Origin of the sequence: Streptomyces sp. SM11 (assembly GCF_002910905.1) — a bacterium.
In the GTDB taxonomy this organism is placed as follows: Bacteria; Actinomycetota; Actinomycetes; order Streptomycetales; family Streptomycetaceae; genus Streptomyces.
Window position 1 is genome coordinate 1 of sequence record NZ_NEUE01000020.1, and the last position, 24,865, is coordinate 24,865.

Annotated in this window: 21 protein-coding genes and 2 tRNA genes; 9 read left to right on the forward strand and 14 right to left on the reverse strand. The window is 71.8% G+C overall.

Annotated elements, in window-relative coordinates; translation table 11 throughout:
- Nucleotides 1-1,316 (reverse strand): MFS transporter (locus B9S58_RS01395; protein ID WP_103530328.1); only part of this gene is annotated, 1,316 nt, incomplete at its 3' end.
- Between the two features lie 220 nt (nt 1,317-1,536).
- On the opposite strand from B9S58_RS01395, the gene B9S58_RS01400 reads away from it, so the two are divergent.
- Together B9S58_RS01400 and B9S58_RS01405 are read left to right on the forward strand one after the other, a co-directional pair.
- The gene (locus B9S58_RS01400) at nt 1,537-2,412 is read left to right on the forward strand and encodes an endonuclease/exonuclease/phosphatase family protein (RefSeq protein WP_103530329.1); all 876 of its coding nucleotides are present in this window, start codon (nt 1,537-1,539) and stop codon (nt 2,410-2,412) included.
- Between the two features lie 246 nt (nt 2,413-2,658).
- Nucleotides 2,659-3,822, forward strand: a complete 1,164-nt coding sequence (locus B9S58_RS01405; protein ID WP_103530330.1) for a serine hydrolase — start codon at nt 2,659-2,661, stop codon at nt 3,820-3,822.
- 26 nt (nt 3,823-3,848) lie between these two features.
- Here the strand turns inward: B9S58_RS01405 and B9S58_RS01410 are convergent, their stop codons facing one another.
- The 6 genes from B9S58_RS01410 to B9S58_RS01435 all read right to left on the reverse strand — a co-directional run bounded on the left by B9S58_RS01410 (nt 3,849) and on the right by B9S58_RS01435 (nt 11,862).
- Nucleotides 3,849-6,005, reverse strand: coding sequence for a glycosyltransferase family 39 protein (locus B9S58_RS01410; RefSeq protein WP_103530331.1), 2,157 nt, complete (start codon nt 6,003-6,005; stop codon nt 3,849-3,851).
- Nucleotides 6,002-7,360 (reverse strand): bifunctional glycosyltransferase family 2/GtrA family protein, encoded by a 1,359-nt coding sequence (locus B9S58_RS01415; protein WP_103530332.1) that lies wholly within the window; start codon nt 7,358-7,360, stop codon nt 6,002-6,004. The genes B9S58_RS01410 and B9S58_RS01415 overlap by 4 nt, the downstream gene beginning before the upstream one ends.
- A gap of 25 nt (nt 7,361-7,385) precedes the next feature.
- Entirely contained in the window at nt 7,386-8,984 is a 1,599-nt protein-coding gene (locus B9S58_RS01420) for a cell wall metabolism sensor histidine kinase WalK (protein ID WP_181009138.1), read from the reverse strand.
- A 19-nt stretch (nt 8,985-9,003) separates the two neighbouring features.
- Nucleotides 9,004-9,750: a response regulator transcription factor gene (locus tag B9S58_RS01425; RefSeq protein ID WP_103530334.1), complete on the reverse strand. Its 747-nt coding sequence runs from the start codon at nt 9,748-9,750 to the stop codon at nt 9,004-9,006.
- A 247-nt stretch (nt 9,751-9,997) separates the two neighbouring features.
- Nucleotides 9,998-10,879: an amidohydrolase family protein gene (locus B9S58_RS01430; RefSeq protein WP_374935646.1), complete on the reverse strand. Its 882-nt coding sequence runs from the start codon at nt 10,877-10,879 to the stop codon at nt 9,998-10,000.
- Between the two features lie 26 nt (nt 10,880-10,905).
- Complete coding sequence (locus B9S58_RS01435; RefSeq protein ID WP_103530336.1) at nt 10,906-11,862, reverse strand: DUF2797 domain-containing protein; 957 nt, start codon at nt 11,860-11,862, stop codon at nt 10,906-10,908.
- Between the two features lie 129 nt (nt 11,863-11,991).
- On the opposite strand from B9S58_RS01435, the gene B9S58_RS01440 reads away from it, so the two are divergent.
- The gene (locus tag B9S58_RS01440; protein WP_103530337.1) at nt 11,992-12,936 is read left to right on the forward strand and encodes an RNA polymerase sigma-70 factor; all 945 of its coding nucleotides are present in this window, start codon (nt 11,992-11,994) and stop codon (nt 12,934-12,936) included.
- A 92-nt stretch (nt 12,937-13,028) separates the two neighbouring features.
- Nucleotides 13,029-14,228 (forward strand): NAD(P)/FAD-dependent oxidoreductase, encoded by a 1,200-nt coding sequence (locus tag B9S58_RS01445; RefSeq protein ID WP_103530338.1) that lies wholly within the window; start codon nt 13,029-13,031, stop codon nt 14,226-14,228.
- A gap of 701 nt (nt 14,229-14,929) precedes the next feature.
- On the opposite strand, the gene B9S58_RS01450 is transcribed toward B9S58_RS01445, so the two are convergent.
- The 5 genes from B9S58_RS01450 to B9S58_RS01465 all read right to left on the reverse strand — a co-directional run bounded on the left by B9S58_RS01450 (nt 14,930) and on the right by B9S58_RS01465 (nt 18,261).
- Complete coding sequence (locus B9S58_RS01450) at nt 14,930-15,223, reverse strand: hypothetical protein (protein WP_258044138.1); 294 nt, start codon at nt 15,221-15,223, stop codon at nt 14,930-14,932.
- Between the two features lie 83 nt (nt 15,224-15,306).
- Nucleotides 15,307-16,065, reverse strand: a complete 759-nt coding sequence (locus tag B9S58_RS01455; RefSeq protein ID WP_181009135.1) for a bifunctional 2-polyprenyl-6-hydroxyphenol methylase/3-demethylubiquinol 3-O-methyltransferase UbiG — start codon at nt 16,063-16,065, stop codon at nt 15,307-15,309.
- Complete coding sequence (locus tag B9S58_RS01460) at nt 16,062-17,534, reverse strand: asparagine synthase-related protein (RefSeq protein WP_181009136.1); 1,473 nt, start codon at nt 17,532-17,534, stop codon at nt 16,062-16,064. The genes B9S58_RS01455 and B9S58_RS01460 overlap by 4 nt, the downstream gene beginning before the upstream one ends.
- A 73-nt stretch (nt 17,535-17,607) precedes the next feature.
- On the reverse strand, nt 17,608-17,760 hold the full coding sequence (locus B9S58_RS37720; protein WP_181009139.1) for a hypothetical protein: 153 nt from the start codon (nt 17,758-17,760) through the stop codon (nt 17,608-17,610).
- Between the two features lie 273 nt (nt 17,761-18,033).
- On the reverse strand, nt 18,034-18,261 hold the full coding sequence (locus tag B9S58_RS01465; RefSeq protein ID WP_103530340.1) for a hypothetical protein: 228 nt from the start codon (nt 18,259-18,261) through the stop codon (nt 18,034-18,036).
- Between the two features lie 149 nt (nt 18,262-18,410).
- Here B9S58_RS01465 and B9S58_RS01470 point away from each other — a divergent pair, with 149 nt between their 5' ends.
- The 3 genes from B9S58_RS01470 to B9S58_RS01475 all read left to right on the forward strand — a co-directional run bounded on the left by B9S58_RS01470 (nt 18,411) and on the right by B9S58_RS01475 (nt 20,795).
- The gene (locus B9S58_RS01470; protein WP_258044139.1) at nt 18,411-19,754 is read left to right on the forward strand and encodes a tetratricopeptide repeat protein; all 1,344 of its coding nucleotides are present in this window, start codon (nt 18,411-18,413) and stop codon (nt 19,752-19,754) included.
- A gap of 272 nt (nt 19,755-20,026) precedes the next feature.
- The gene (locus B9S58_RS37725; RefSeq protein ID WP_181009137.1) at nt 20,027-20,185 is read left to right on the forward strand and encodes a hypothetical protein; all 159 of its coding nucleotides are present in this window, start codon (nt 20,027-20,029) and stop codon (nt 20,183-20,185) included.
- Nucleotides 20,186-20,363: 178 nt separating this feature from the next.
- Nucleotides 20,364-20,795 (forward strand): tyrosine-type recombinase/integrase, encoded by a 432-nt coding sequence (locus tag B9S58_RS01475; protein ID WP_258044140.1) that lies wholly within the window; start codon nt 20,364-20,366, stop codon nt 20,793-20,795.
- 91 nt (nt 20,796-20,886) lie between these two features.
- On the opposite strand, the gene B9S58_RS01480 is transcribed toward B9S58_RS01475, so the two are convergent.
- Nucleotides 20,887-20,959: transfer RNA gene (locus B9S58_RS01480), tRNA-Arg, on the reverse strand.
- A 226-nt stretch (nt 20,960-21,185) separates the two neighbouring features.
- Nucleotides 21,186-21,276: transfer RNA gene (locus B9S58_RS01485), tRNA-Ser, on the reverse strand.
- 287 nt (nt 21,277-21,563) lie between these two features.
- On the opposite strand from B9S58_RS01485, the gene B9S58_RS01490 reads away from it, so the two are divergent.
- Both B9S58_RS01490 and B9S58_RS01495 read left to right on the forward strand, forming a co-directional pair.
- Nucleotides 21,564-22,127: an SSI family serine proteinase inhibitor gene (locus B9S58_RS01490; RefSeq protein ID WP_103530341.1), complete on the forward strand. Its 564-nt coding sequence runs from the start codon at nt 21,564-21,566 to the stop codon at nt 22,125-22,127.
- Between the two features lie 293 nt (nt 22,128-22,420).
- Nucleotides 22,421-24,865: PAS domain-containing protein (locus B9S58_RS01495; RefSeq protein WP_258044141.1), on the forward strand; the 2,445-nt coding region annotated here is incomplete at its 3' end.

Genomic DNA, 24,865 nt, shown 5'->3' on the forward strand with positions numbered 1-24,865 from the left:
CCGACGGCGGCCGGTACGAGCGCGGCGAACCGGGCGTTCATCACGGCGCCGAGCACCGCGACCCCGAGCCCGTTGCCGAACTCCGCGAGCGTGCCGTTGACTCCCGCGCCCACCCCGGCCTTGGCCGGCGGGATGGCGCTCATGATGGCGTTGGCCATCGCGGGCATCGCCAGAGCGATCCCCGCCCCCATCACGACCAGGCCGAGCAGCATGCCGCCGTAACCGTGCCGTCCGAGCAGCGCGATCGCGGCGAGTCCGGCCGCCAGGCAGCTCATCCCCGCCGCGATGATGACGGGCGTGCCCATCTTCCGCACCAGGCGGGCGCCGAGGCCGGTCAGGTTGAGGGCGACCACGGTGAGGGCCATCGGAGCCGTCCGCAGACCCGCCTCCAACGGCCCGTACCCGAGCACGAACTGCAGGTGCTGGGTGAGCAGGAAGAGCGAACCGCCCATGCCGAAGGCGACCAGGATCGCGCCCGCCACCGCGCCGATGAACTTCTGGTTCCGGAAGAAGTGCATGTCGAGCATCGGGTTCGGGATGCGCAGCTCCCACAGGACGAACCCAGCCATCACCGCGACCCCGATGAACGCCGTCAACAGCACCCGGCCGGACGCCCAGCCGTGCTCGGGTCCGGAGATGATCGCGAAGACGACGGCGGTCATGCCGATGGTGGAGAGCAGTGCGCCCAGCAGGTCGGGCCGCTCCCCCTGGCCGTTCTTCGACTCCGGTACGAGCCGGGCGACGGCGGCCACGGCGATCAGGGCGACCGGGATGTTGATGAGGAAGATCGCACCCCACCAGAAGTGGTCGAGGACGAACCCGCCGAACAGCGGCCCCGCCGCGAAGCCGAGGGAGCTGACGGTCGACCAGATCCCGATCGCCTTGACCCGCTCGGCGTCGTCGAAGATCTGGACCACGACGGCGAGTGTGGTGGTGAGCAGCAGCGCGCCGCCGACGCCCATCCCGGCGCGGGCGGCGATGAGCTGGCCCGAGGACTGGGAGAGCCCGGCCGCGAGCGAGCCGATGCCGAACAGGGCGAGGCCCACGATCAGCATCTTCTTGCGCCCGTAGCGGTCGGCGGAACTGCCCGCGGTGAGCAGCAGACCGGACTGGACGAGTGAGTAGGCGTTGATCATCCACTGCACGTCGGCGGTGGAGGCGTTCAGCTCCGTGGTGAGGGAGGGGATCGCGACGTTGAGGACGGTGTTGTCGAGCAGCACCGTGAGCTGGGCCAGGCAGATGACGCCGAGGATCAGCCAGCGCTGCGGGTGCCCCTGGGGGGCGAGATCGAGTCGCTGTGTGGCGGGCGCCGTCATGCGGGCTCCTTGAGCTCCGGTGCGGCGACAGCGCGCTCCGGGTAGTTGTACGGCGTACGGGACTGGGCGATGTACACCGTAAGACAGTCCCTGTACGACGTACAAGTCGATATCCGTGCCGCCGGACCGGCCGCGCCGGTGGGGTCCGCGCGGTGACCGGGCGGTACGGTTCTCGACGCTGACCTGACAAAGGCCGTGCTGTCCGGCCGGTTGGAGAGCCATGCCGCTGCGCCGCCGTACCCCTCAAATCCTGCTCGTCGCATCCCTCTTGGGGGCGCTCATCGCACCGCCCGCCGCCGCCGTCACGACGCCCCGCCCCCCTTCCGGCGGAGGGTTGCCGCTGCGGGTCGCCACGTACAACATCCACGCCGGGGCGGGCCTGGACGGCGCCTTCGATCTGGACCGCCAGACCGCCGAACTCCAGTTGCTGGAGGCGGATGTGATCGGGCTTCAGGAAGTCGACCGGCACTGGGGCGACCGCAGCGGGTGGCGGGACCTCGCCGGTGAGCTGGCGCGGCGGCTGCGCATGCACGTCTCCTTCGCACCGATCTACAGCCTGGACCCGGCCGAACCGGGCGGGCCCCGGGCAGAGTACGGGGTGGCCGTGCTGTCACGGCACCGGATCCTGAGCGCCGACAACCACGAGATCACCCGTCTGTCGACCCAGGACCCGAACCCGGTCCCGGCCCCCGCGCCGGGGTTCGGCGAGGTCGTCGTACGGGTGCGGGGGCTGCCCGTACACGTGTACGTGACCCACCTCGACTACCGCCTGGACCCCGCCGTCCGCGTCGCCCAGGTCGCCGACACCCGGCGGATCATGGCCGAGGACCGGGGCCCGCAAATCCTGCTCGGCGACTTCAACGCGGAGCCCGCCGCCCCCGAACTGGCCCCGCTGTGGCGGGAGCTGGCGGACGCCGACCCGGGAGCGCCCACCTTCCCGGCGCGGGACCCGGTCAAGCGGATCGACTTCGTCGCCGTGTCGGACGACGGGCCGCACGGCGGGATCGAGGTGCGGAAGGCGTGGGTACCGGAGAGCACGGCGTCCGACCACCGGCCCGTGGTGGCGGACCTGTTGGTGCGGGGGCGGGGCCGATGAGCCCGAGGTCGATGAACCAGGGTCCGATGTGCCAGGGTCCGATGTGCCCGGGGCCGGCGAGCCCTGGTCCGACGAGTCCGGGGCGGTTCGGGAGTCCCCGTCTTCGGCGCCTTCGGCCTGAAAGCTTCCATCTACGGCCGGAGCACGTCTTCTGCCCGGGGGCCGCCCACGGTCCACCGCCTACGGGCGGGATCTGTGCGGACGCAGGGCCCCGAGAGAACACGCGGTACCGGACGAAGGACGAGCATGACCACCACCACCCTGCCTGAACTGCTGGACACCCACATCGCCAGGGGGTCGATGCCGGGCGCGGTGGCCCTGGTGGCCCGGGGCGAACGGGCCGAGGTGGTGTCGGCCGGTACGGCCGGCCTCGCCGGGTCCGCGCCGATGCGTCGGAACTCGCTCTTCCGCATCGCCTCGATCACCAAGCCCATCGTGGCGGCGGCCGCCATGACGCTCGTCGAGGACGGCCTGATCGCCCCCGCCGACCCGGTGGCGGCATGGCTGCCCGAACTGGCCTCACCGCTGGTCGTCCGGACCCCGCAGAGCCCGGTCGACGACGTGGTGTCGGCGGTCCGCCCGATCACCCTGCTGGACCTGCTGACCTTCCGGGCCGGATACGGCTTCCCGTCCGACTTCTCGCTCCCGGCCGTCGCCCCGCTGTTCGCCGAGCTGAAACAGGGCCCGCCGCAGCCGCAGGCCGTCCTCGCGCCGGACGCCTGGATGGCCGCGCTGTCCCGTATCCCGTTGCTGCACCAGCCGGGCGACGGCTGGCTCTACAACACGTGCTCCGACATCCTCGGCGTCCTCGTCGCCCGGGTCGCCGACCGCCCGCTGCCCGCGTATCTGGCGGAACGGCTGCTCGGGCCCCTCGGCATGACGGACACCGGGTTCACCGTGGGGCCCGCCGCGCTGGACCGGTTCACCGGCTACTACCGGGCCGGGGCGGACAGCGGAAGCGATCCGGTGCTGGTCGACGCCCCGGACGGGCAGTGGAGCAGCCCGCCCCCGTTCCCGTCGGGCGCCGGCGGCCTGGTCTCGACCGTCGACGACTGGTACGCCTTCGGCCGGATGCTGCTCGCCGGTGGTCTGAACGACGCCGGTCACCGGGTGCTGGCGGCCGAGTCGGTCCGCCAGATGATCACCGACCACCTGACCCCGGACCAGCGCGCCGCGAGCGGACTGTTCACGGAGGGCCAGGGATGGGGGTTCGGCGGCTCGGTGGACATCGAGATCGCGGCCCCGTGGAACGTGCTGGGCCGCTACGGCTGGGTCGGCGGCACCGGCACCACGGCCCACATCGTCCCGTCCACGGGCACGGTCGCCGTCCTGCTCACCCAGATGGAGATGTCCGGACCCACCGCACCGCAGGTGATGCGGGACTTCTGGACGTACGCGGCCGGCTTCTGAGCCCGGCCGCGCACGCCCCCCGGTCCTCAACTCGTCGGCTGCGTCAGGTCGTAGAACGTGGCGCTGCCGACGGTGACCTCGGTGAAGTTCTCCGTCACCCAGGAGGAGATCCGGGACGAGGCCCCGGAGCCACCGCCCATGCCTCCTCCTCCTCCGCCGCCGCCGCCTCCCATGCCGCCGCCCGAGACGAAGTAGTGGATCCTGCCTTCCTCCACGTACTTCTTGAACTGTGCGAGCGTCGGTGACGGGTCGCTCCCGTTGAAGCCGCCGATCGCCATCACGGGTTCACCGGTAACGAGTTGGTAACTGGCCGCGTTCTGCGCGCCGACGGCGGCGGCGACCCAGGTGTAGTCGTCCGCGCCCTTCCCCAGCAGCGCCTTCGCCCCGGCGTCGACGGACGCACCGTTGAGCAGCCCGCCCATGCCGCCGCCTCCGCCGCCTCCGCCCCTCATGCCGTCGCCGAAGCCGGGGTTCGCGCCGGTGCCCGTACCCGTACCGGCACCGCCGGGTGCGGTGGGCATACCGCCCGGCGCACTGCCCTGCTGGTTCCCCCGGGCCTGGCCGGGCGGTGTCCCCTGCCCCTGCCCCGGCCCGGGCGGCCGCTGCATGCCGCCGCGCTGCCCGCCGTCACCGCCGTCACCGCCGTCACCGCCACCGGGGCCGCCCCGGCCGCCGCCCCCGGGCCGGCCCATACCGAACCCGGCCGAAGGACCGGCGGTCACGATCGACCCCTGGTGGCCGCTGTTCAGGGTGCTGACGGTGTACGCCGCCGGCCCCGCCAGCGAGGCCGCGCAGCTCAGCGCCACCACGGCGAGCGCCAGGCCCCGGCCGCCGAACCGGCCCACGGCCGGCAGCCCGAGCGCGCCGGCGATCCCGGCCACCAGCACCGCCCACCGCAGCCACGGCAGGTAGTCCGGAGTGCGGCCCAGCAGGACGTACGCCCAGACCACCGTCGCGAGGACCGTGCCCGAGAGCACCGCACGCGGCCACCACGCGCCCCGCTCCTCCCACAGCACCGTGACGCCCATGGCGACGAGCGCCGCGACGTACGGGGCGAGGGCCACCGTGTAGTACTGGTGGAAGATCCCGGCCATGAAGCTGAACACCGCCGCGGTCATGATCAGCGCGCCGCCCCAGGCGATGAACGCGGCCCGCGCGGAATCGGTCCGCGCCGCCTTCCGGGTCAGCCAGAGACCGGCCGCCAGCAGGATCAGCGCGGCGGGCAGCAGCCAGGCGATCTGACCGCCGACCTCGGAGTTGAACATCCGGCCGATGCCGGTCTCGCCCCAGCCACCGCCGCCTCCGCCGCCACGGCCGCCGCCTCCCCCGCCGACGCTGCCGGTCTCCTCGCCGTTGATCCGGCCGAGCCCGTTGTAGCCGAAGGTGAGCTCCAGGAAGGAGTTGCTCTGCGAGCCGCCGACGTACGGCCGCGAGGAAGCCGGCATCAGCTCCACGATCGCGACCCACCAGCCACCGGCGACGACCATCGTCAGTGCGGACAGCGCGAGTTGGCCGAGCCGCTTCCTCACGGGAACGGGGGCGCACACCGCGTACAGCACGGCCAGCGGCGGCAGGATCAGGAACGCCTGGAGGGTCTTCGTCAGGAACGCGAGCCCGACCGCCGCGCCCGCCCAGAGCAGCCACGACGTCCGGCCCTGCTCCAGGGCCCGCAGCACGCACCACACGGTGACGGTCATCAGCAGGGCGAGGAGCGCGTCCGGGTTGTTGAAGCGGAACATCAGCGCCGCGACGGGCGTCAGCGCGAACACGCCCACCGCGATCAGTCCGGCGACCGGCCCGAAACGACGGCGTACGGCGGTGTTCAGCACGGCCGCCGTGGCGAGGGCCATCAGGACCTGCGGGGCCAGGATCGCCCAGGAGCTGAGCCCGAACAGCCGCACCGACAGGGCCATCGGCCAGAGCGCGGCGGGCGGCTTGTCGACGGTGATGGCGTTCGCCGGGTCCAGCGAGCCGAAGAAGAGGGCCTTCCAGCTCTGGCTGCCCGCCTGAACGGCCGCGGAGTAGAAGGAGTTGGCGTACCCGGAGGCGCTGAGGTTCCAGAGGTACGCGAGCCCGACGGCCAGCAGGAGCCCGTACAGCGCGGGGCGCTCCCAGCGGGGGCCGCCGGTCGCCGGCGGCGTGGGCACCCGCACCGGCGGTGCGGCGGCGGTGGTCGTGGTCATCGGACGTCCTCGGGGTCATGGCAGGCGCGGGACGGGAAGACCCAGGCGCGCAGGAGCAGGAAACGCAGCACGGTGGCCGCGAGGTTGGCGGTGATCAGGACGGCCAGCTCCGTACTGTGCGAGGGCGATCCGGAGGCCGCACCCAGCGCCGCGAGCGAGCCGCTGGTCAGGGCGAGGCCGATGGCGAAGACCACGAGCCCCTGCGCCTGGTGGCGGACGGCCCCGCCCCGGCCACGTACGCCGAAGGTGAGCCTCCGGTTGGCGGCGGTGTTGGCGACGGCGGAGACGAGCAGCGCGCCGCCGTTGGCGAACTGCGGCCCGACGCCGAGCCGGAAGAGGGAGTACAGCGCCAGGTAGAGGAGCGTGGACAGGGCCCCCACGCAACAGAACCCGACCAGCTGACGGGCCAGTCCGCGCGGTACCCCGGCCAGCGCCCGGTCGCGCGGATCGTCCCCGAAGGGCCGGGCCAGCCGGTCCAGCGGCAGCGCGCCGACGGCCAGCGCCCGCCCCACCCGCCACACGCCTTTCAGGTCCTCGGCAGCCGTCCGCACGATGTGGACCGTCGAGTCGGGATCGTCGATCCAGTCGACGGGCACCTCGTGGATGCGCAGCCCGGCCCGCTCGGCGAGGACCAGCAGCTCGGTGTCGAAGAACCAGCCGCTGTCCTCCACCATCGGCAGCAGTCGCTCGGCCACCTCGCGCCGGATCGCCTTGAACCCGCACTGGGCGTCGCTGAACCCGGCGGCCAGCGAGGAGCGCAGGATCAGGTTGTAGGCGCGCGAGACGAACTCCCGCTTCGGCCCCCGCACCACCCGCGAACTCCGCGCGAGACGCGAGCCGATGGCCAGATCGGAGTGGCCGGAGATCAGCGGGGCGACCAGCGGGAGGAGGGCGTTGAGGTCGGTGGAGAGGTCGACGTCCATATAGGCGAGGACCGGGGACCCGGAGTCCGCCCACACGGTACGCAGGGCCCGCCCGCGGCCCTTCTCCTCCAGCCGCACGCACCGCACCCCGGGCAGCTCCGCGGCGAGCGAGGCGGCGACGGCGGGGGTGGAGTCGGTGCTGGCGTTGTCGGCGACGGTGATGCGGAAGGGGTACGGGAAGGTCCGCGCGAGATGGCCGTGGAGGCGCAGGACGCAGGGGCGGAGATCCTTCTCCTCGTTGTGGACGGGGACGACGACGTCGAGCACGGGGACGCGGGAAGGGGTGGCCGTCTGCCGGGCCGGGAGATGCTCCCTGACCGGCAGAAGGCCGGGACCGCTGTCCCTTGCACTGCGGCCGGTCGCGCCGGGGCCGCCCTCCCCTGTGCTGCGGCCGGTCGCGCCGGGGCCGCTCCGGAGGCTGTCGGTGGTCATGCTCCGACGTTCGCCAACCGGGCTGTCACACCGGTGTGCTGAGCCTGTCCCTGCCCTGTGAGTCCGCGAACGGCCCCTCTTCCTCCGCGGGCAGCTCGATCACGAACACCGTGCGGCCCGGCCCGGACTCCACCGCCACCCGCCCGCCGTGCGCGGCGACGACGGCCTGCACGATGGCGAGGCCGAGCCCGGTGGAGCCGGTCGCCGTTGCGGTACCCGTACCCGTACCGGCCCCGCGCGAGCGTGACGCGTCACCGCGGGCGAACCGTTCGAAGACATGCGGCAGCAGCTCCACCGGGATGCCGGGCCCGTCGTCCCGCACCGCCAGCGTGACCGGCCCCCCGGTGGACGCGGCCGGCGTCACGGACACGGTGACGGTGGTGCCCGACGGGGTGTGCGTCCGGGCGTTGGCCAGCAGGTTGACCAGCACCTGCCGGAGCCGGTCGGGATCGGCGCGTACGGTCACGGGTTCGCCGGGCAGCTCCAGCCGCCAACGGTGCCGGGCACCCGGGCCGGCCCCTGGCCGGTCCGCCACCCGGGCGTCACTCACCGCGTCCACGACCAACGGCAGCAGATCCGTGCTCCCGTACGAGAGCGGACGCCCGGCGTCCAGCCGGGCCAGCAGCAGCAGATCCTCCACCAGGCCCGTCATCCGGTCCGCCTCCGACTCGATCCGCCCCAGTGCGTGCCGGGTGACCGGGCCGGGCTCCGGCGCTTCCCGGCCCCCGGCGGCACGCCGGGTCAGCTCGGCGTAGCCCCGGATCGAGGCCAGCGGGGTGCGCAGCTCATGGCTGGCGTCGGCGACGAACTGCCGGACCCGCGTCTCGCTCTCCTGGCGGGCGGTGAGGGCCGAACCGACGTGCCCGAGCATCCGGTTGAGCGCCGCTCCCACCTGCCCGACCTCGGTGCGCGGGTCGGCCTCGGCGGCCGGGACCCGTTCCAGTAGGGCCACCTCGCCGCTGTGCAGGGGGAGTTCGGAGACCCGGGTGGCCGTGGCGGCGACCCGGCGCAACGGCCGCAGCGCGATCCCGACGAGAACGGTGCCCGCGATCGAGGCGGCGAGAAGCCCGGCGGCGGTGACGCACACCTCGACGACGATCAAGGTGGTCAGCGCACCGCTCACCTCGGCGCTGGGGATGCCGACGAGGACGGTATACCCCTCGGCGGTGGTCGCGGCCTCCACCCGGTAGCCGCCGAGCCCCGGCAGATCGACGCTCCGGGTCCCCTCACCGGTCACCGGAGCGGCCTCCTCCAGCGCACGCCGCTGCTCGCCGGTCAGCGGCTTCGCGCTCTCCTGGGCACGGAGCCCGCTGTCCTCGACGACCTTCGACGCGGTGACGGCCCCGTCGTCGCCGACGAGCGCCCCGAACGTGCCGAGCGGCTGCCCGCCCCCACCGACGAAGCCGAGCGGACCCGCCTCGGGCGGCGCCTGGGGCGCCGGCCGGGGCCCGGGCGGCCGTTGGGCGCGCTCGACGACGGAGTGCAGCTGGTCGTCGAGCTTGCCGTACATGTAGCTGTGGAAGGCGATCGCGGTGACGGACCCGATGACTGCGGCGACGACGGCGATCAGCGAGACGGCCGACACGACGAGCCGGGTCCGCAGAGTCCACGGCCGCCGCGGCACTCCCGCACCCGCGCGCCCGCTACTCACCGGGCTTGATCAGATACCCCGCGCCGCGCCGGGTGTGGATCATCGGTGTGCGTCCGGCGTCGATCTTCTTGCGGAGGTAGGAGATGTAGAGCTCGACGACGTTGGCCTGGCCGCCGAAGTCGTAGTTCCAGACCCGGTCGAGGATCTGCGCCTTGCTGAGGACCCGGCGCGGATTGCGCATCAGGAAACGCAGCAGCTCGAACTCGGTGGCCGTGACGTGGATCGCGTCCCCGCCCCGGCTCACCTCGTGGCTGTCCTCGTCCAGGACCAGGTCCCCGACGGTGAGCGTGGACTCGCTCCGCCCGGCGGCGACGGCCGAGCCCGAGCGGCGGATGAGCCCGCGCAGCCGGGCCACGACCTCCTCCAGGCTGAACGGCTTGGTCACGTAGTCGTCGCCGCCCGCGGTGAGCCCGGCGATCCGGTCCTCGACGGAGTCCCGGGCGGTCAGGAAGAGGACCGGCACATCGGCGTACTCACGGCGCAGCCGGCCCAGCACGGACAGCCCGTCCATGTCCGGGAGCATGACGTCCAGGACCACCGCGTCCGGGCGGAAGTCGCGCGCGGCCCGGACCGCCCCGGCCCCGTCCCCGGCACTGCGCACCTCCCACCCCTCGTACCGCAGGGCCATCGAGAGCAGCTCGGTGAGCGGAGCCTCGTCGTCCACGACCAGGACCCGTACGGGGGTGCGGTCCGGCCTGAGCAGTTCGGTACGCCCCTGGGGCGAGGTCGTCGTCGTCATGGGAACCACTCTGTGAGGCACCCGTGAGAGAAGCCTGACCCGTTTCTGTGAATTGCCTGAGAAAGCGGCGCGGGCTATAGGGCCTCTCGTCTGGATCATGTCGGGCTCGCGGGCCCCGGCACGCGCGCCTGTGGCGTTGTCGTCAGTCGCCGATGCTCCGCAGTGGCTCCCTCCTCCGCCTTGCGTCCGCACGCACCGGACCCCGCTCCCTGATCCCACCTGATCCGACCTGATCCGACGAAAGACCCTAGGAGACCCCGATCCCGAACAGCGCGGCGGCGTTCCCGTGACAGACCGCCCGCAACCACTCCTCCCCCAGCCCGAGCCGCTCCAGCGCCTCCAGCTGATGAACGTACGGGTAGGGGATGTTCGGGAAGTCGGTCCCCAGCAGGATCCGGTCCCCGAGATCGGCGAGCCGCCCCAACTCGGCCGCCGGAAAGGGACTGAACCCTTCGCTGAAGTCGGTGAACGCCATGGTCGTGTCGAGCCGCACCTCGGAATGGGCCTCCGCCAGCGCCAGGAACTCCGCGTACTCCGGCATCCCCATGTGCGCCACGATCAGCCGCAGCCGGGGATGGCGCGCCAGGAGCCGGCCGACCGGCTCGGGCCCGGTGAACCTCCCCGGCGCGGGCCCTGACCCGCAGTGCATGACCACCGGGACCCCGGCCTCCGCGAGCAGCCCCCAGACGGGCTCCAGGAGCGGATCGTTGGCGTCGTACGCACCCACCTGGAGGTGCGACTTGAAGACCCGCGCCCCGCCCTCGACGGCCTCCTTCACGTACACCTCCACGCCCTCCTCCGGAAAGAGGGTCGCGGTGTGCAGGCAGTCGGGCGTCCGGGCGGCGAAACCGGCGGCCCAGCCGTTCAGCCAGCGGGCCATGCCGGGCTTGTGCGGATAGAGCATGGAGGTGAAGCGCAGCACCCCGAACGACCGCAGCACGGCCAGCCGCGCGTCCTCCTCGTACCGGTAGGTGATCGGCCACTCACGACCCGTGAGCGGCCCGGCGGCGTCGAAGTAGGCCCACACCTTGCGCAGGACCTGCTCGGGCATGAAGTGCGTGTGCACGTCGATGATCCCGGGCAGCCCGAGCCGCTCCCGGAACCGCACCACGTCATCGCTCTCCGGCACCACGGACGCGCTCCCTCGGACGGCGGTCAGAACAGCCCATCCTGCACACCGCCGTCGCCGATGTCGATGTCGATGAGAGGGACACGTACATCGCTCCCGGCTGCTTCGGACCCGGCGGCCGCTGCGGTGGAGGCCCCTCCGGACGCGGCCCCTCCGGACGCGGCCGCTCCGGGTACGGCCACGAGGTCCCACCCGGTGATCAGCCGCGTGTCCAGCACGACCACGCCCACGCCGTCCACCGCGAGGTGCAGATCGGGCCCGGCCGCCGCGACGAGCCGCCCCGCGACGACACCGCCGTCGACCAGCTCCCGCACCGACCGGACGGGAGCGGCCGACCGGTCGATCCCGAAGGCGCCCGCCTGGTCGACGACTTCGAGGGGCAGCCGCTCCAACGACTCGGGCCAGCCGCGCCCTTCGAGCTCCGCCGCCCGCCCGTACAGCTCCGCCACCTCGGCGGCCCGCTCCTCGGGCCCCGGCAGCCGCCCGCGCTCGGCCCGCTTCCTGGCGTACGGGATCCGGTCGGGCACACCGAGGGCCGCCCGCAGCACCTCCTCGGTACGCCGGGCCGCCATGAGGGGCCCGCGCCCCAGCCAGCTGAAGGCCACGGCCCCCTGCTCCCGCAGCCGGGCCGCCCCGCGCTCCTCCCCGGTGATCCCGACCTTGACCATGCCGGGCCCGAACCACGCGAGGTACACGCGGTACGTCCGGGGGTCGTCCACCATCGTGTCGGCGGCCACCGAGTGCGCCCGGTCCAGCCGCGCGCACTCGGCGCACCGCCCGCCGGCACCGCGCCCCGGCACCACGGCGCCCAGGGGACAGACGTTCCCCCTGGCCCCCACGCAGTGCCGCTCCCCGAGGGCCCGGAACCCGAGGCCGGACCCGTACGCGAGCACACTCACCCGCCGGTCACCGCCCCGGCTCCACCCCAGTTCGGGCACTTCCCCGGGCCACCGCACCCCGGCGCACCACCACCCACCGGCCACCCCGGACCCCGCTCACCTCGGCACCAGATCACCGGTCGGACCGGCCCGGCGATGCTAACGGGCCCGGCCGCGTGCACCGCGAAGAGCTCGTCCGGTCACACCGCCAGCGTTCCCGTTAGGATCCGCACCATGGTGCTGACCGGGAACCAGACGGATGTGTTCGAGGCTTCCATGCCCCGCCTGAAGGCCATCGCCTACCGCCTCCTCGGCTCGGCGAGCGATGCCGAGGACGCCGTGCAGGACACGTTCCTGCGGTGGCAGGCGGCCGACATCGAGCGCATCGAGGTCCCCGAGGCCTGGCTGACGAAGGTCCTCACCAACCTCTGCCTCAACCAGCTCACCTCGGCGCGCGCCCGGCGCGAGACCTATGTGGGCCAGTGGCTGCCCGAGCCGCTGCTCGCCGGGGACCCTATGCTCGGCCCCGCCGAGACCGTCGAGCAGCGCGAGTCGGTGTCGTACGCGGTCCTCGCCCTCATGGAGCGCCTGTCCCCCAACGAGCGGGTCGTGTACGTGCTGCGGGAGGCCTTCGGCTACCCGCACCGGAGAATCGCGGAGATCCTCGACATCACCGAGGCCGCCGGCCAGCAGATCTTCCACCGCGCCAAGAAGCACATCGCGGAGGGCAGGGCCCGTACCGAGATCGACGAGGCCGTCACCCGGCGGATCGTCGAGGAGTTCCTCACGGCCGCCACCAGCGGCCGGACCGAACCGCTCGTCCGGCTGCTCACCGCGGACGCCGTCGCGATCGGCGACGGCGGCGGAAAGGTGCCGGCCCGCGCGAAGCCGTTCGAAGGCGCCCTCGCCGTCGCGAAGTTCATGCGGGGTCTGTTCACCCCCGGCAAGGGCAAGCGAGCCATCGCCGGCGGCTCCGCCGCGATCCACATCACGACCGTCAACGGTGCCCCCGCCGTCGTCGCGGTCGTCGACGGGCGCCTCATCGGCGTCACCTGCCTGGAGATCACCCCGGACGGCATCGCCGCGCTCCGCAGCCAGGTCAACCCCGACAAGCTCGAACGCGCGAATGAGCACTGGGCTGCCACGGACCACGGAGAACCCCTGTTCCACGCCTTCTGACCACCTGTGACGCGCGTCACATCGCCCACCTGTCAGGAAACGACGGGCTGCCCGGTTCAAGGGGCGAACCCGCGTGAGACAGGAGCCAGGACATGCAGCAGCAGCACCGCATCATCGTCATCGGAGCCGGTTACACCGGAGCGAGTGCCGCCGGACGCCTCGCCAGGCGGCTGCGGAACGAGGACGTCTCCATCACCCTCGTCAACGCCGAACCGGACTTCGTCGAGCGCGTCCGGATGCACCAGCTGGCGGCGGGCCAGGACCTCCGCCCCCGGCCCTTCCGCGAGATGTTCGCCGGCACGGACGTCCAGCTGCGCCTCGCGAAGGTCACGGGCATCGACGTCGACCACCGAACGGTGTCCGTCACCGACCCGAACGGAGCGGGGGAGCCGGAGGACCTGGAGTACGACACCCTCGTGTACGCCCTCGGCAGCGCGTGGAACGCCCACGCCGTCCCCGGCGCCGCCGAGCACGCCCACGACATCGCCGGCCGCCCCGGGGCCCTGCGTCTGCGCGACCGCCTGGCCGCCCTCGCCCCCGGCGAACCCGTGGTCGTCGTCGGCGGTGGCCTCACCGGCGTGGAGGCGGCGACGGAGATCGCCGAGACCCGCCCGGACCTCGACGTGGCCCTGGTCGCCCGCGGCGCACTGGGCGACTGGCTCTCCCCCAAGGGCGCCCGGCACCTGCGGAAGGTCTTCGCCGGCCTGAAGATCACCGCACACGAACACACCGTCGCCACCGCCGTGGAGGCCGACCACGTCACCACCGCCGAGGGCGACATCCCGGCCGCGATCACGGTCTGGACAACCGGCTTCGCCGTCCACCCCATCGCCCGGGCCACCGCCCTGGAGACCGCCGACAACGGCCAGATCGTGGTCGACGCCACCATGCGCTCGGCCTCGCACCCGGACGTGTACGCCATCGGCGACGCGGCCCTGGTGGCAGGCCCCGGCGACAAGCCGCTGCGCATGTCGTGCGCCTCGGGCGTCCCCACCGCCTGGCAGGCCGCCGACGCCATCGCGGCCCGCCTCACCGGCGGCAAGCTCCCGACCATCTCGGCCCGCTACTTCAACCAGTGCGTCTCCCTCGGCCGCAAGGAGGGCCTGATCCAGTACGTCACCGCCGACGACCGGGCCGCCAGCGCGGCCCTCACCGGCCGCCTGGCCGCCTTCTACAAGGAACTGGTCTGCAAGGGCGCGGCCTGGGGCGTCGCCAACCCGACCATGGGCCTGCCGACCCGCCGCCGCCGGGCCACGGGGGAGCCGGTCCGGGCGGGCGCCACAGCCGCTTGAGGTTCCGGTCCAGGATCACCCTGAGACGCTCCACGTCCACAGGGCCCCGGGCCCCCTCTTCGGCAGCACCGCCAGGCCGGCTCCACGACGCTGAACAACCGGCGGGCCCGGGTGCGGAGCGCCCGCAGGGTGCCCCAGGACACGGTGGCCGCGCAGAGCACGAGCGCGACGATCAGCGCAGGTGCGCGCATACCGACGACCGCACCGAGAACAGCCAAAGCACCGACCGACGCCACCGGCCCCGTCATCGCCCGCAGCCGCCCCGCCCCGCCCAGGTCCGCAACGCGCGCACGAAGCGCCTCTTCGAAGTCTTCGGCCGTGGGCCGGTGGACGAACACCACGTGCGCTCCCGTATCGGCGTCCGTGCCGGATACGAACGCGTCCCCGCCCCTAGTTCCCATGGGCGGGGACGCTAGCGAGGAGACACCGGGCGGCTCGCCGCCGCCCGCACGGGAAGGATCCCAGGGACGGGAGAGGCGGGACGACGAAGGCCCCCAGGATTTCTCCTGAGGGCCGCTCATCTACTGTGCACTCGGCAGGATTCGAACCTGCAACCTTCTGATCCGTAGGGTCGGGCAGCGCCTTGCGGGAGCCCCCGACGGCCTCCCGGACTGATCGCCCACGCTAGCGATCACGGGCCGCCGCGTGCCGTCGTTGCCATCAGAGTTGCCGTCAGCTCGGGCCACCTCCACCGCAACGCATCAAAACCCGGCCATGGACTTGTCGAGCACTCCGCCCAGTGCACCGTAGGCACTACACCGCACCGAGTGTCTTGCCCTGCGGCGGAGCGCGAACCCCACGATGAACGACAGCGCGAAGACCCCACCAAGGACCATCGCAACGACCGGGTTGTAGACGAAGTACGCGAAGCACGCGACGCCGGCCCAGACCAGGATCGGCAGGAGCGAGCCGCGCAACACCGTCCCGAACCGGATCCGTTCTGCACCCGACGGCAGCACACGTTCATGCCACACCTCAATGTGGTTTCTGGTCACACAGTGCTCAGGTCGCATGAAGCCATCACACCACCGACCGCTCGGGTTCAGCGGTGATCCGTAATAGCCGCCTACTCAGCTTTTCACCGCCCGTGATCAAGCCAGGTGAACCTGGCAACCGTGTACGCAGTCGGCCCGGTGAGCCTGGCTCCTGAGTTGTCGATCATGTCCAGGAGCTCAAAGCCGACACGCTCCGCGTACTGTTCGAGCTCGCGCGGGAAGAGGACGCGTCTGCGGATCTCGTCCTGAGCCTCGTCCCCCGAGGGGAGTGCCCAGTGTCGGTGCATGGTGTTGATCTGGGTCCGCAGGTCCCACTCGTGGCGGATCGTGACGGTCGCCGGGCCGCTCGGGGTGTCGACCGTGGCGGTCATCGGTTCGGTCCCCGTGATGGGCGCGACGGGGGAGCACAGGATGAGCAGACTGCCCCACTGGGCGTGGGCCGCGAAGGTGGCGAAGACCTGGGTGATCTCGTTGTTGTCGTGGACGTAGGCGAGGCTGTTGCCCATGCAGGTCACCACGTCCATGCACCGACGGAGTCGGGCGGTGCGCATGTCCCCGATACGGATGTCCAGCTCCGGGCGGACGTGACGGGCATAGTCGACCATGCCCGGCTGGAGGTCCAAGCCGATGCACTCGAAGCGCTTGGCCAGGATCTCCAGGTCCCTGCCGGTGCCGCATCCGAAGTCGAGCAGCGTCCGGGCGTCCGGCCGGTGCGTCTCGATCAGGGTCTGACACATCCCAGCACCGGTGCTGTCGAACTGGATCACGTCGTACAGGGCCGGGTCCCGGTAGAGGAGGTTCGTCGCTTCCACTGGTCCCGCTTCCGTGTCGTCGCTGGTCACATGAGGCTCCGCAGTCCGACCTCAAGGGCGAGGACATCGCACAGCAAGTCGGGGACAGTCGGGGCGGCGTCGGCGTCCTTACGGGCCTGAACGAGTGCCTTGCCGTCAACGTAGCCGAGATCGACCAAGACGGACTCCTTCAGCATGTCGTCCAGCACGGGCAGACCGTAGGAGCGCAGCCCCTTCTCCAGGACGGCCAGAAAGTTCTCCGGTTCGGTCGGCGACGCAACTGAGTTCGGCAGTCCCGCCCGCCTGATCCGCTCACGGAACAGCGCCTTGCCTCGTTTGTACTCGTGCGGTAGCTGCTCCATGAACCGGACGACCCGCGGGTGTACGAGCGGGCTCACCGGCCAGACTCCGACCCGCAGGAAGCCCGGATTGTGCATCCCGAACGCCATCAGGGTCGGCACGGGCAGGACGGGGATGGGCGCCAGGTGCTCGTTCACCTCGGCCAGGGCGCGGACCGCCTTAGGACCGAGCCACGGAACGGGTTCCGGCGTCGGCAGTTCCACGGCCGTCCTGGAGTGGTGGGCGTTGACCTCGTCCCCGCCACTGCCGGTGAACATGACCTCGCACCGTCGGGCGGCTGCCTCCTCGCGTACGACGTCGAAGGCTTCCTGGTAGAACGCCCCTGCCGGATCATGCGGCCGACGCATGGCACGTACGGCGCCGGGGCAGAACGGCAGGTGCTGCATGGCGGGAATGGCTGTGTCTCGGAAGCCGCAATGATCCGCGTACGCCTGGCGGCGCTCGCCCTGCTGCCTGCCGGTACTTCCCCCGACAAGTAAGCCGAAGCTGTGCACCTGCGGGATGCGCGCCGCCTTCACGGCCAGGGCGACGTTCCCGGAGTCCGCGCCGCCCGACAGTTCGACGCCCACGCACCCCGTGGCGCTCGGCGCTTCGCAAATGACGTCGGCCAGCAACTCGTCGAGCACGGCGAGTGGGTCGACACCGGGCCGCAGCGTGCGCGGCTCCAGGACGTGTTCAGCGGGCTCCGGGAAGTGGATGCCGAGTCCCGCATCGGTGAACGTGGCCGACGCCCGCTCAGTCAGGCGGTAGACACCCTCGAACAACGTCTCAGACGTGTAGCGATGCCGCCTGGTCAGCGTCCGGGCCACGACACGCGGCACCAAGCGGTCAGCCGAGAAATGCGGCCCCAGTGCCGCCACGTCCCATGATGCGTGCAGCTCGCCGGCCTTCTCCAGCAGGTACAGCGGGGCTGTACCGAAGACGCCCGCCGTGAGACGGGCTTCCCCGGCCGTCATGACAACCTCGACGAAGTCGGCTTCGCCCCGCTTGCACTCCCTCACCCTCATCCGCACACACGTTGCCTGGTCGTCGTGGACCTCCATGACCAGCGTGGACACGTTCGCGGGCTCGATCCAGCTTTCGCCGCTGACCCAGCGACCTCCTTCCGGTCTCCATCGGGGCTCCTGGAGATCGGCCAGGCGCAGACGCATCGACAGCATGTCGTCCCCTTCCGAAGTCATGCGGCGGGGCGGGGCCGCGAACGACCCCGCCCCGCCTGGCGTCAGCCCTGGACTACTTGGAGCAGTGGTCGCCGTTGTTGTCGCCACCGCCGGGCATCTTGTCGAGCAGCGTGGCCTCGACGGCGGGGACGCCGGTGATCAGGTCGCCGGTGATCAGGTCGCCGGTGATCAGGTCGCCGGTGAACAGTTCGTCCACGTTCATCATGTTCTCCTCTTACGGTTGAAGCGGACCCCGCGGCTGATGCTGCGGAGTTGAGCCCGTCCGGCTGCCGGCCCCTTGCGAAATAGGCGGCCGGACGGGTGCCCACCACTTCCGGCGGTGGGCCCTCCCTCGACACACGTGGGGCTGGATGTGTGGCCGGGAGGAGTCAGGTGGGGGTGGAGGAGGCAGCCACGCCCAGGACGAAGCCGACCGATGCGGAGATGGTCACGATCAGCAGTGGTCCGGCGTAACGGCCGATGCCTGCGGATAACCGCCTCACAGCCGCTCGCCGCGACTGCGCTTGTTGGCCTCGCGCACTGCGGCGCTCAGCTCAGCCGCAGCGTCCTGAGGCTCGGGACGGCTGTGCTGCGGGCACTCACACGGCGGGAACAGGTTCGAGCCCGGCGGCGGGTCCGCGCCCTTGTAGGTGTCAATCCTCAGCACCCCGCCCACGCCCCGCTCTTCAGTCAACTGGGCCAGTCGGGCCCGCGCTTCGCTTTTCATCCCTCAGTCCCTCAGACGATGTCTGCGGCGAGGTCTCGCCGTTTCCTGCTGCCTCTACGCAACCGCGTGACCACGCACAGCGGTACCGTTGCAGCAGCGCCGGGACTTGAAAGCCTTGAAAGTTCGCAAGAGCACGGGGAGTTGAGAACGTGGCCAAGCGTGAACCGAACGGGGCGCTCGGGCGCCTGCTCACCGAGAGCCGCTGGACTTACCGCCAGTTCGCTCGGGCGGTGAACCGTGTGGGCACCGAGATGGGCACGCCCCTGCGATACGACGAGTCGGCAGTGAGCCATTGGCTGGGAGGCACCGTGCCTCGCGGGGCCGTGCGGGTGTGCGTCCTGGAAGCCCTCTCCCGGCGTCTGGGGCGGCCCGTAACGCACGCTGAGGCCGGTCTGCCCGTTCCCCGCGATCACTCCTCCACGACAGCCGCGGATACCGTGGAGGGGCTGATCGACCTCGGGAGGCAGGACATGGACCCATCGCGCCGCAGTGTCCTGGGGGCCGGCCTGTTCTCCGTCGCCCTCACGATTCCCGGGTGGCCGGATGTCATCGGCCGTGCCGAAGCGGTCCAGTCCGGCCGCGCCCGCCGGATCGGCATGAACGAAGTGGACATGGTCATCGCCATGACCGAGCGCGTCTCGGAACTGGACGACCAGTTCGGCGGTCGCCACGCACGCCCCATGGCCGCCTCGTTCATGGTGAACACCGTGGCGTCCTACCTGCGCGCCGACGCCCCCGACGACGTACGGAAGGCCATGTTGTCCGCGGCCTCGGACCTGCTGTACCTGACCGGCTACATGGCCGTGGACGAAGGGCTGCACGGCCTCGCGCAGCGCTACTACGTCAAGGCGCTGGAACTGGCGGGCGCCGCCGAAGACCACCTGACCTACTGCACCACTCTGCGCGGCATGAGCGTCCAGGCGATCGACCTCCGTCACGGGGGAAGGGCCATGGTGCTGGCAAACGCCGCGGCAGCCGCCTCCCCCAAGGCCGGCCCTCGCATGCTGGCCTTCCTCGCCGGCCAGCAAGCACACGCCGCCGCGCAGACCGGCGACCGGACTCGGGCGCTGCGGTACATCCGGGGGGCCGAGACCGCCATGGACCGTGCCGAGTCGCGCGGCAAGGCGTTCGGCTCGTACGACCCGGCGTCGCTCAACTACCACATCAGCCAGGTTCGTTACGAACTCGGCGACGTCTCCGGCGCCATCGAAGCCATGCAGCAGTCCGACAAGGTGCGCTACAGCGTCTATCGCCGCGCCCGCGTCCGACACCGCGCCATGCTGGCCGAACGGCAACTGGAGGTCGGCCACCTGGAAGCGGCCTGCGACACCTGGCATCAAGCGCTCGACGACTACCCCATGGTGCAGTCCGGCCGAGCCGACGACCGGATCAGAACCATGTTCGGCCTTCTCCGGCCGCACCTGAAAAACACGACCGCGAGGGACCTCTACGACCGCGCACGACCGGTCGCCCCGCTCTCTCTGGCCAGCTGACTTCGGCCGTTGGCGACCTCAGCCACCGAAAGTCAGCCACGACGGCGGGTGCGCCGAACGTCCGGAACTACGTCACCCCGGAGTTCGGCAAGAAGAAGCTGATCCGGCTCGCCGCCCGTGACATCCGGGCCTTCCTCATAAAGACGGCGGCCACCTACCAGTGCTGCGCGCAGGGGAAGGACAAGAAGCGGCCGGAGCACAAGCGGCGCTGCTGCGCCCTCGGCAAGTGCTGCAAGAAGCTCCCCTCGGACCGGACCGTCCGCTTCCTGCTGGTGATCCTGCGTGCCGCTCTCCAGCACGCCGTGCGGGAGGACGAGCTGCCTCGCAACGTGGCCCGGAACGTGGAGCTGAGCATGGGCACCAAATGTGAGATCGAACCGCTCATCGCTGCGGAAGGGCGTCGGCTCCTGACCGCGGCCCGGGACAACTAACTCTGGGCCGCGTACGAGCTGGCGGTCCGTATCGGGCTCCGGCGGGGTGAGCTGCTGGGGCTGCGCTGGTCGGACGTGGATCTTCTCGACGGGGTTCTGACCGCCCGGCAGGCTCTCCAGCGCGTGGGCGGCGAGCTGCTGATCGTCGCCGCCGAAGACGCAGCGCTCGGCCCGGCGCGTGGCACTGCCGGCCGAATGCGTGACCGCGCTCCGTGCTCAGCGCGCCCAGCAGATCGGGGACCAGAAGACCGCGGGTCACAACTGGAAGGAGACGGGGAGGGGGCTCGTCTTCACGACGAAGAACGGGACTCCCATCGAGCCGCGCAACCTGAACCGGTCCTTCGAGGCCCTGTCCGTCCGCGCCGGCGTCCGCAAGGTCCGCTTCCACGACCCGCGTCACACGTGCGCGTCCTTGTTCCACGAACAGGGTTCCGACGCCCGCATGATCATGGAGGTTCTGGGCCACAGCTCGATCCGCGTGACCATGGACATCTACACCTTCGTGCGGCTGGGCTCCCAGCGCTCCGCCTTCGACCGCGTAGGGGACGCGCTGAGGAGTGACGGCAACGGGCGGGACGACGGCGCGGCCGGTGTCCTCGTAGCCGTCTGACCGGCTCCCGAAGGCGGTTGCCGTCAAACACTGCCGTCAAGGCAAAAGCTAGAGACCCTGTGGATCACTCCACAGGGTCTCTAGCCTGATGTGCACTCGGCAGGATTCGAACCTGCAACCTTCTGATCCGTAGTCAGATGCTCTATCCGTTAAGCTACGAGTGCTTGGCGTTCCGGGCTTTTCTCCCCGGTCGGCGTTGCGAGAACAACATTACATGACCTGCGCCGTGACGCGAAATCCATTAGCCGCACCGCTGCCGACCTGCGGAAACAGCCTCCTGAGGCCCATCTCGGCCACCCTCCCGAACCGGCCCCGGCGCACCCTCCGCGCCCTCCCGCACCCCGGAACGCCCGAAGCCCCGTGCCAGGGGCACGGGGCTTCGGGATGGAGCGGAGGCGGAGGGATTTGAACCCTCGATGGGCTTTAAGACCCAAACCGCATTAGCAGTGCGGCGCCATAGACCGGACTAGGCGACGCCTCCTCCACACGCCTCGCGCGGACGCGAGTGGTGCGTGCAGATGATGACACAGTCGAGCGTCGTGCCACCAATCGTCGCTCACGTTACTAGGCCCCCGGGGGCCAGGGCAAAGCAGTTCGGCGTGGTGGCGCAACGTCCGGGCGTGATGCGCGTTAGAGAGGGGTGGGGACCGCGGTCTCCGTCAGCCGTCGTCGCCAGTCAGCCGTCCGTCAGCCGTCGCACCGGGGCGGGCCCGTGTTCGTCCGTGGCCGCCGCGGCCGACCGTGCTGCAGAGATCCTGGAGCTACCGCATGCTGCGCCGTCTCGCCCTCACCGCCGTCGTCTCGCTCGCCGCGCTCGCCACCGCCGTGCCGGCGTCCACCGCCACCGCCACCGGACCCGTGCCCTCGGCCCAGCCCACCTCCGGCCCGTTCGCCGCCGCCCGGCCCGCCCTCGGGCCGCTCCCCCTGCCGGTCCCGCCGTTGCCCGGGTTCCTGGACGGCGGGCAGGGCACGGGCTCCGGTGAGGCGGACGAGGTGCTGACGCGGCTCACCGTGAGCGTGGAGAACACCGGGGTCGCCGAGGCCGACGGCACGTTCGAGCTGGAGTGCGGGCCCACCGGGGGCAGCCACCCGCGGGGACAGGCCGCCTGTGACCGGCTCGCGGAGGCCGGCGCCACCCGGGCCGGGCGGCAGGAGCTGTTCCGGCCGACCCCCGAGGGCACGATGTGCACGATGATCCACGGCGGCGACGCCACCGCGCGCATCGTGGGCACCTGGGAGGGCCGGGCCGTGGACACCACCGCGAGCCGCCGCGACGGTTGCGAGATCGCGCGCTGGAACAGCCTCGTGCCGGTGCTCCCGGATGTCCGATAGTCCATCGGTCGCAACGCGAAGGGGTTCGCTCCGGCGAAGGGCCGCGGGCGGTCCCCAGGCCCTGACCGGGACGGTCGCGCCACGCGTCCGCGCACGTCACAGGGTGCGCGGACGCTCACGTCATGGGGCCGCGGCGCACACCGCACGCACAGAACCCTGGTGAGAGCTCCCCCTCATCCGCCGCCCCCGGGGCCTCCCCTGCCCTTAGACTCCTCCCGTGACAGTCCGCGGCCCGAGGGGCAAGATGGGGCCCGCTGTCGGCAAGGTGCGGTAATCAGGGAGGAAGCGTCGTCGTGAGCAGCAGGCCATCCCGAGGCACTGCTCGCCTCGCAGCCATACTCGATGCCCTTCCTGACGGGCTCCTGCTCGTCAATTGCAACGGCACGGTCGTCAACGCCAACGCCATCGCCATCGAAATGTTCGAGACCCCGGGCACCGCGCTCGTCGGTCGTGGACTGCTCGATCTGCTGCCTGAGTTCGACTCCAAGCTGATCCCGGGTTCGATGCGCCGGCCCGAGGCTGCGGACGAGCAGGGCAGGACCAAGCCGACACGGATGACCGCGCGGCGCACCGACGGGCACGAGTACCCCGTCGAGGTCACCAGCGCGAGCCTCGACAGCGGGCAGGCCGCGTACAACGACATCCACTCCAGCTACACCGGCGACGAGCTGCTCATGCTCGTCGTGCGGGACCTCTCCGGCACCGTCGACACCGAGGCGGAGCTGGCACGTTCGCAGCGCCAGACCGAGATGATCCTGCGCGCCGCCTCCGAGGGCGTCGTCGGCACGGACAACGACGGGCGGGTCGTCCTCGTCAACCCCGCCGCCGCGCAGATCCTCGGCTTCCGGGCCAGCGATCTCGGCGGCCAGGAGCTGCATCCACTGATCCTGCACTCGCGGGCCGAGGGCGAGCCGTTCCCGTACGAGGACTCCCCGCTCGCCGACACCCTCAAATCCGGGCGCAAGCACCGGGTGCGTGGGCAGGTGCTGTGGTCCAAGAGCGGCGCGCAGGTGCCGGTGGACCTGACGACCGCGCCGGTACGGGACGGGGACCAGCTCGTCGGCGCGGTGATGACGTTCACCGACCGCCGGCCGTACGAGGAGCTGTCGGCGCAGCACAAGAGCGTCGTCGCCGAGCTGACCACGAGCCACTCCGCCGAGGTCACCGCGCTCAGGGAGGCGCACACTGCCGAGCTGGAGGCGCTGCGGGAGGCCCACGCCACCGAGATCGCCGACCGGACCGAGCGGTACGCCGCCGAGGTCGAGGGACAAGCCGAGCTTCTCGCCTCCCTGGGCGGCCGGCACTCCCAGCTCACCGCCGTCCTCGGCGGTTCGCTGCGCGGGCCCCTGGAGGAGCTGCGCGGCGAGCTGTCCGCTCTCGCCGCCGACCCGGCCGGTCAGCTGTGGCCGGAGGCCAACCAGATCCTGCACCATCTCGCCGCCGGGTACGCCCGGATGACCACCCTCGTCGACAACGTGCTGGGCTACCAGCGCCTCGACACGGGCGTGGAGGGGCTGCACAAGGCCCCCGCCCTGATCGAGGGGATCGTGACCGGCGGGATCGACGGGGCGGTCGAGCTGATCGGCCCCGGGCGCGCCCAGTTCGCCGTGCACGCCCCGCCGATCGAGGCCGAGGTCGACGCGCGTCGGCTGGCGACCGCCATCGCCCATCTCGTCGCGGACGTCTGCGGTGTCGATTCGACCGGCAAGACCCGGGCCGTGCCCGGGGGCGGCCATGTCGACTCAACCGTGGTCGTGGCCGCCGCCCAGCGCGGCGACGTCGTACGGATCGAGGTGCGCGGGCCGTTCGCCGGGGGCGACCCGGTGCACGAGCCGATCGTGCGCGGCATCGTCCGGGCGCACGGCGGGGTCCTCCAGACGCACGAGATGCCGGGGATGAGCAGCGGCAGCGCGTACGTGCTGGACCTGCCCATCGGCGCCGCGTCCGGCACGATCGCGCCCCCGCAGGCGGACGGGAACGCCCTGCTGCCGGAGCCTGCTCACGCCGCGTCCTCCTCGTCCCCGTCCTCCTCGTCGCCCGAAGGGCTTGGAGCGCCGGGCGTCACCAGTGGCGGTCGGCGCCGGGCACGCAGGTCCTCCACCGACGCGTTCCTGGAGAGCCCCGGTGGTACGCCTGGTACGCCGGAGAGCACGGGCGGTGGCGCGGCCGATGCCGTGGCTCCCGCTCCCGCTCCCGCTCCCACTCCCGACGACCGTTCGGCTGTCGAGCCGACCGGGCGGCGGCGGGCGCGCCGTGGACCGGCCGCGCCCGAGGAACAGCAGGCCCCCGAGCTGATCCCCGCCCAGCAGGGCGAAGGTTCCGGGCGTCGGCGTGGCCGTCCCAGCCCGGCCGAGGCGGACGCGGTTCCGGTGGATGCCGGAACCGCCGTACAGGAGCAGCAGCCTCAGCCACCGCAGCGGCAGGCACTGGCCCTGACCTCCGCCCCGTCCTCGGCGCCCTCCTCGGCACCGTCCGAGGGTTCGGTCGTCACCGCTGCCGAGAACGCCCAGGGCGGCGGTCGTCCGCAGCTCGGGCAGACCGTGCCGCCCCAGGGCGTCCCGATTGACCCGCAGCAGCCCGTTCCGCCCACCGGACGGCGGGATCGTCGGGAGGGCGAGAATCTGGCCCTCCCCGCCCTCGCCTCCGGAAACAGCGGCAATAGCGGCAGCGGCAATGGCGGCAACTCGGGGCCGGCCCCGTCCCAGCAGCCCGGAAGCCAGCCGGGCGGAAGCCGGCAG

Coding starts and splice junctions, on each gene's coding strand:
- B9S58_RS01445 (WP_103530338.1), top strand. CDS start 13,029: ATGCAGCAGCAGCACCGCATCATCGTCATCGGAGCCGGTTACACCGGA.
- B9S58_RS01405 (WP_103530330.1), top strand. CDS start 2,659: ATGACCACCACCACCCTGCCTGAACTGCTGGACACCCACATCGCCAGG.
- B9S58_RS01440 (WP_103530337.1), top strand. CDS start 11,992: ATGGTGCTGACCGGGAACCAGACGGATGTGTTCGAGGCTTCCATGCCC.
- B9S58_RS01490 (WP_103530341.1), top strand. CDS start 21,564: ATGCTGCGCCGTCTCGCCCTCACCGCCGTCGTCTCGCTCGCCGCGCTC.
- B9S58_RS01410 (WP_103530331.1), bottom strand. CDS start 6,005: ATGACCACGACCACCGCCGCCGCACCGCCGGTGCGGGTGCCCACGCCG.
- B9S58_RS01400 (WP_103530329.1), top strand. CDS start 1,537: ATGCCGCTGCGCCGCCGTACCCCTCAAATCCTGCTCGTCGCATCCCTC.
- B9S58_RS01425 (WP_103530334.1), bottom strand. CDS start 9,750: ATGACGACGACGACCTCGCCCCAGGGGCGTACCGAACTGCTCAGGCCG.
- B9S58_RS01415 (WP_103530332.1), bottom strand. CDS start 7,360: ATGACCACCGACAGCCTCCGGAGCGGCCCCGGCGCGACCGGCCGCAGC.
- B9S58_RS01460 (WP_181009136.1), bottom strand. CDS start 17,534: ATGCTGTCGATGCGTCTGCGCCTGGCCGATCTCCAGGAGCCCCGATGG.
- B9S58_RS01465 (WP_103530340.1), bottom strand. CDS start 18,261: ATGAAAAGCGAAGCGCGGGCCCGACTGGCCCAGTTGACTGAAGAGCGG.
- B9S58_RS37720 (WP_181009139.1), bottom strand. CDS start 17,760: ATGATGAACGTGGACGAACTGTTCACCGGCGACCTGATCACCGGCGAC.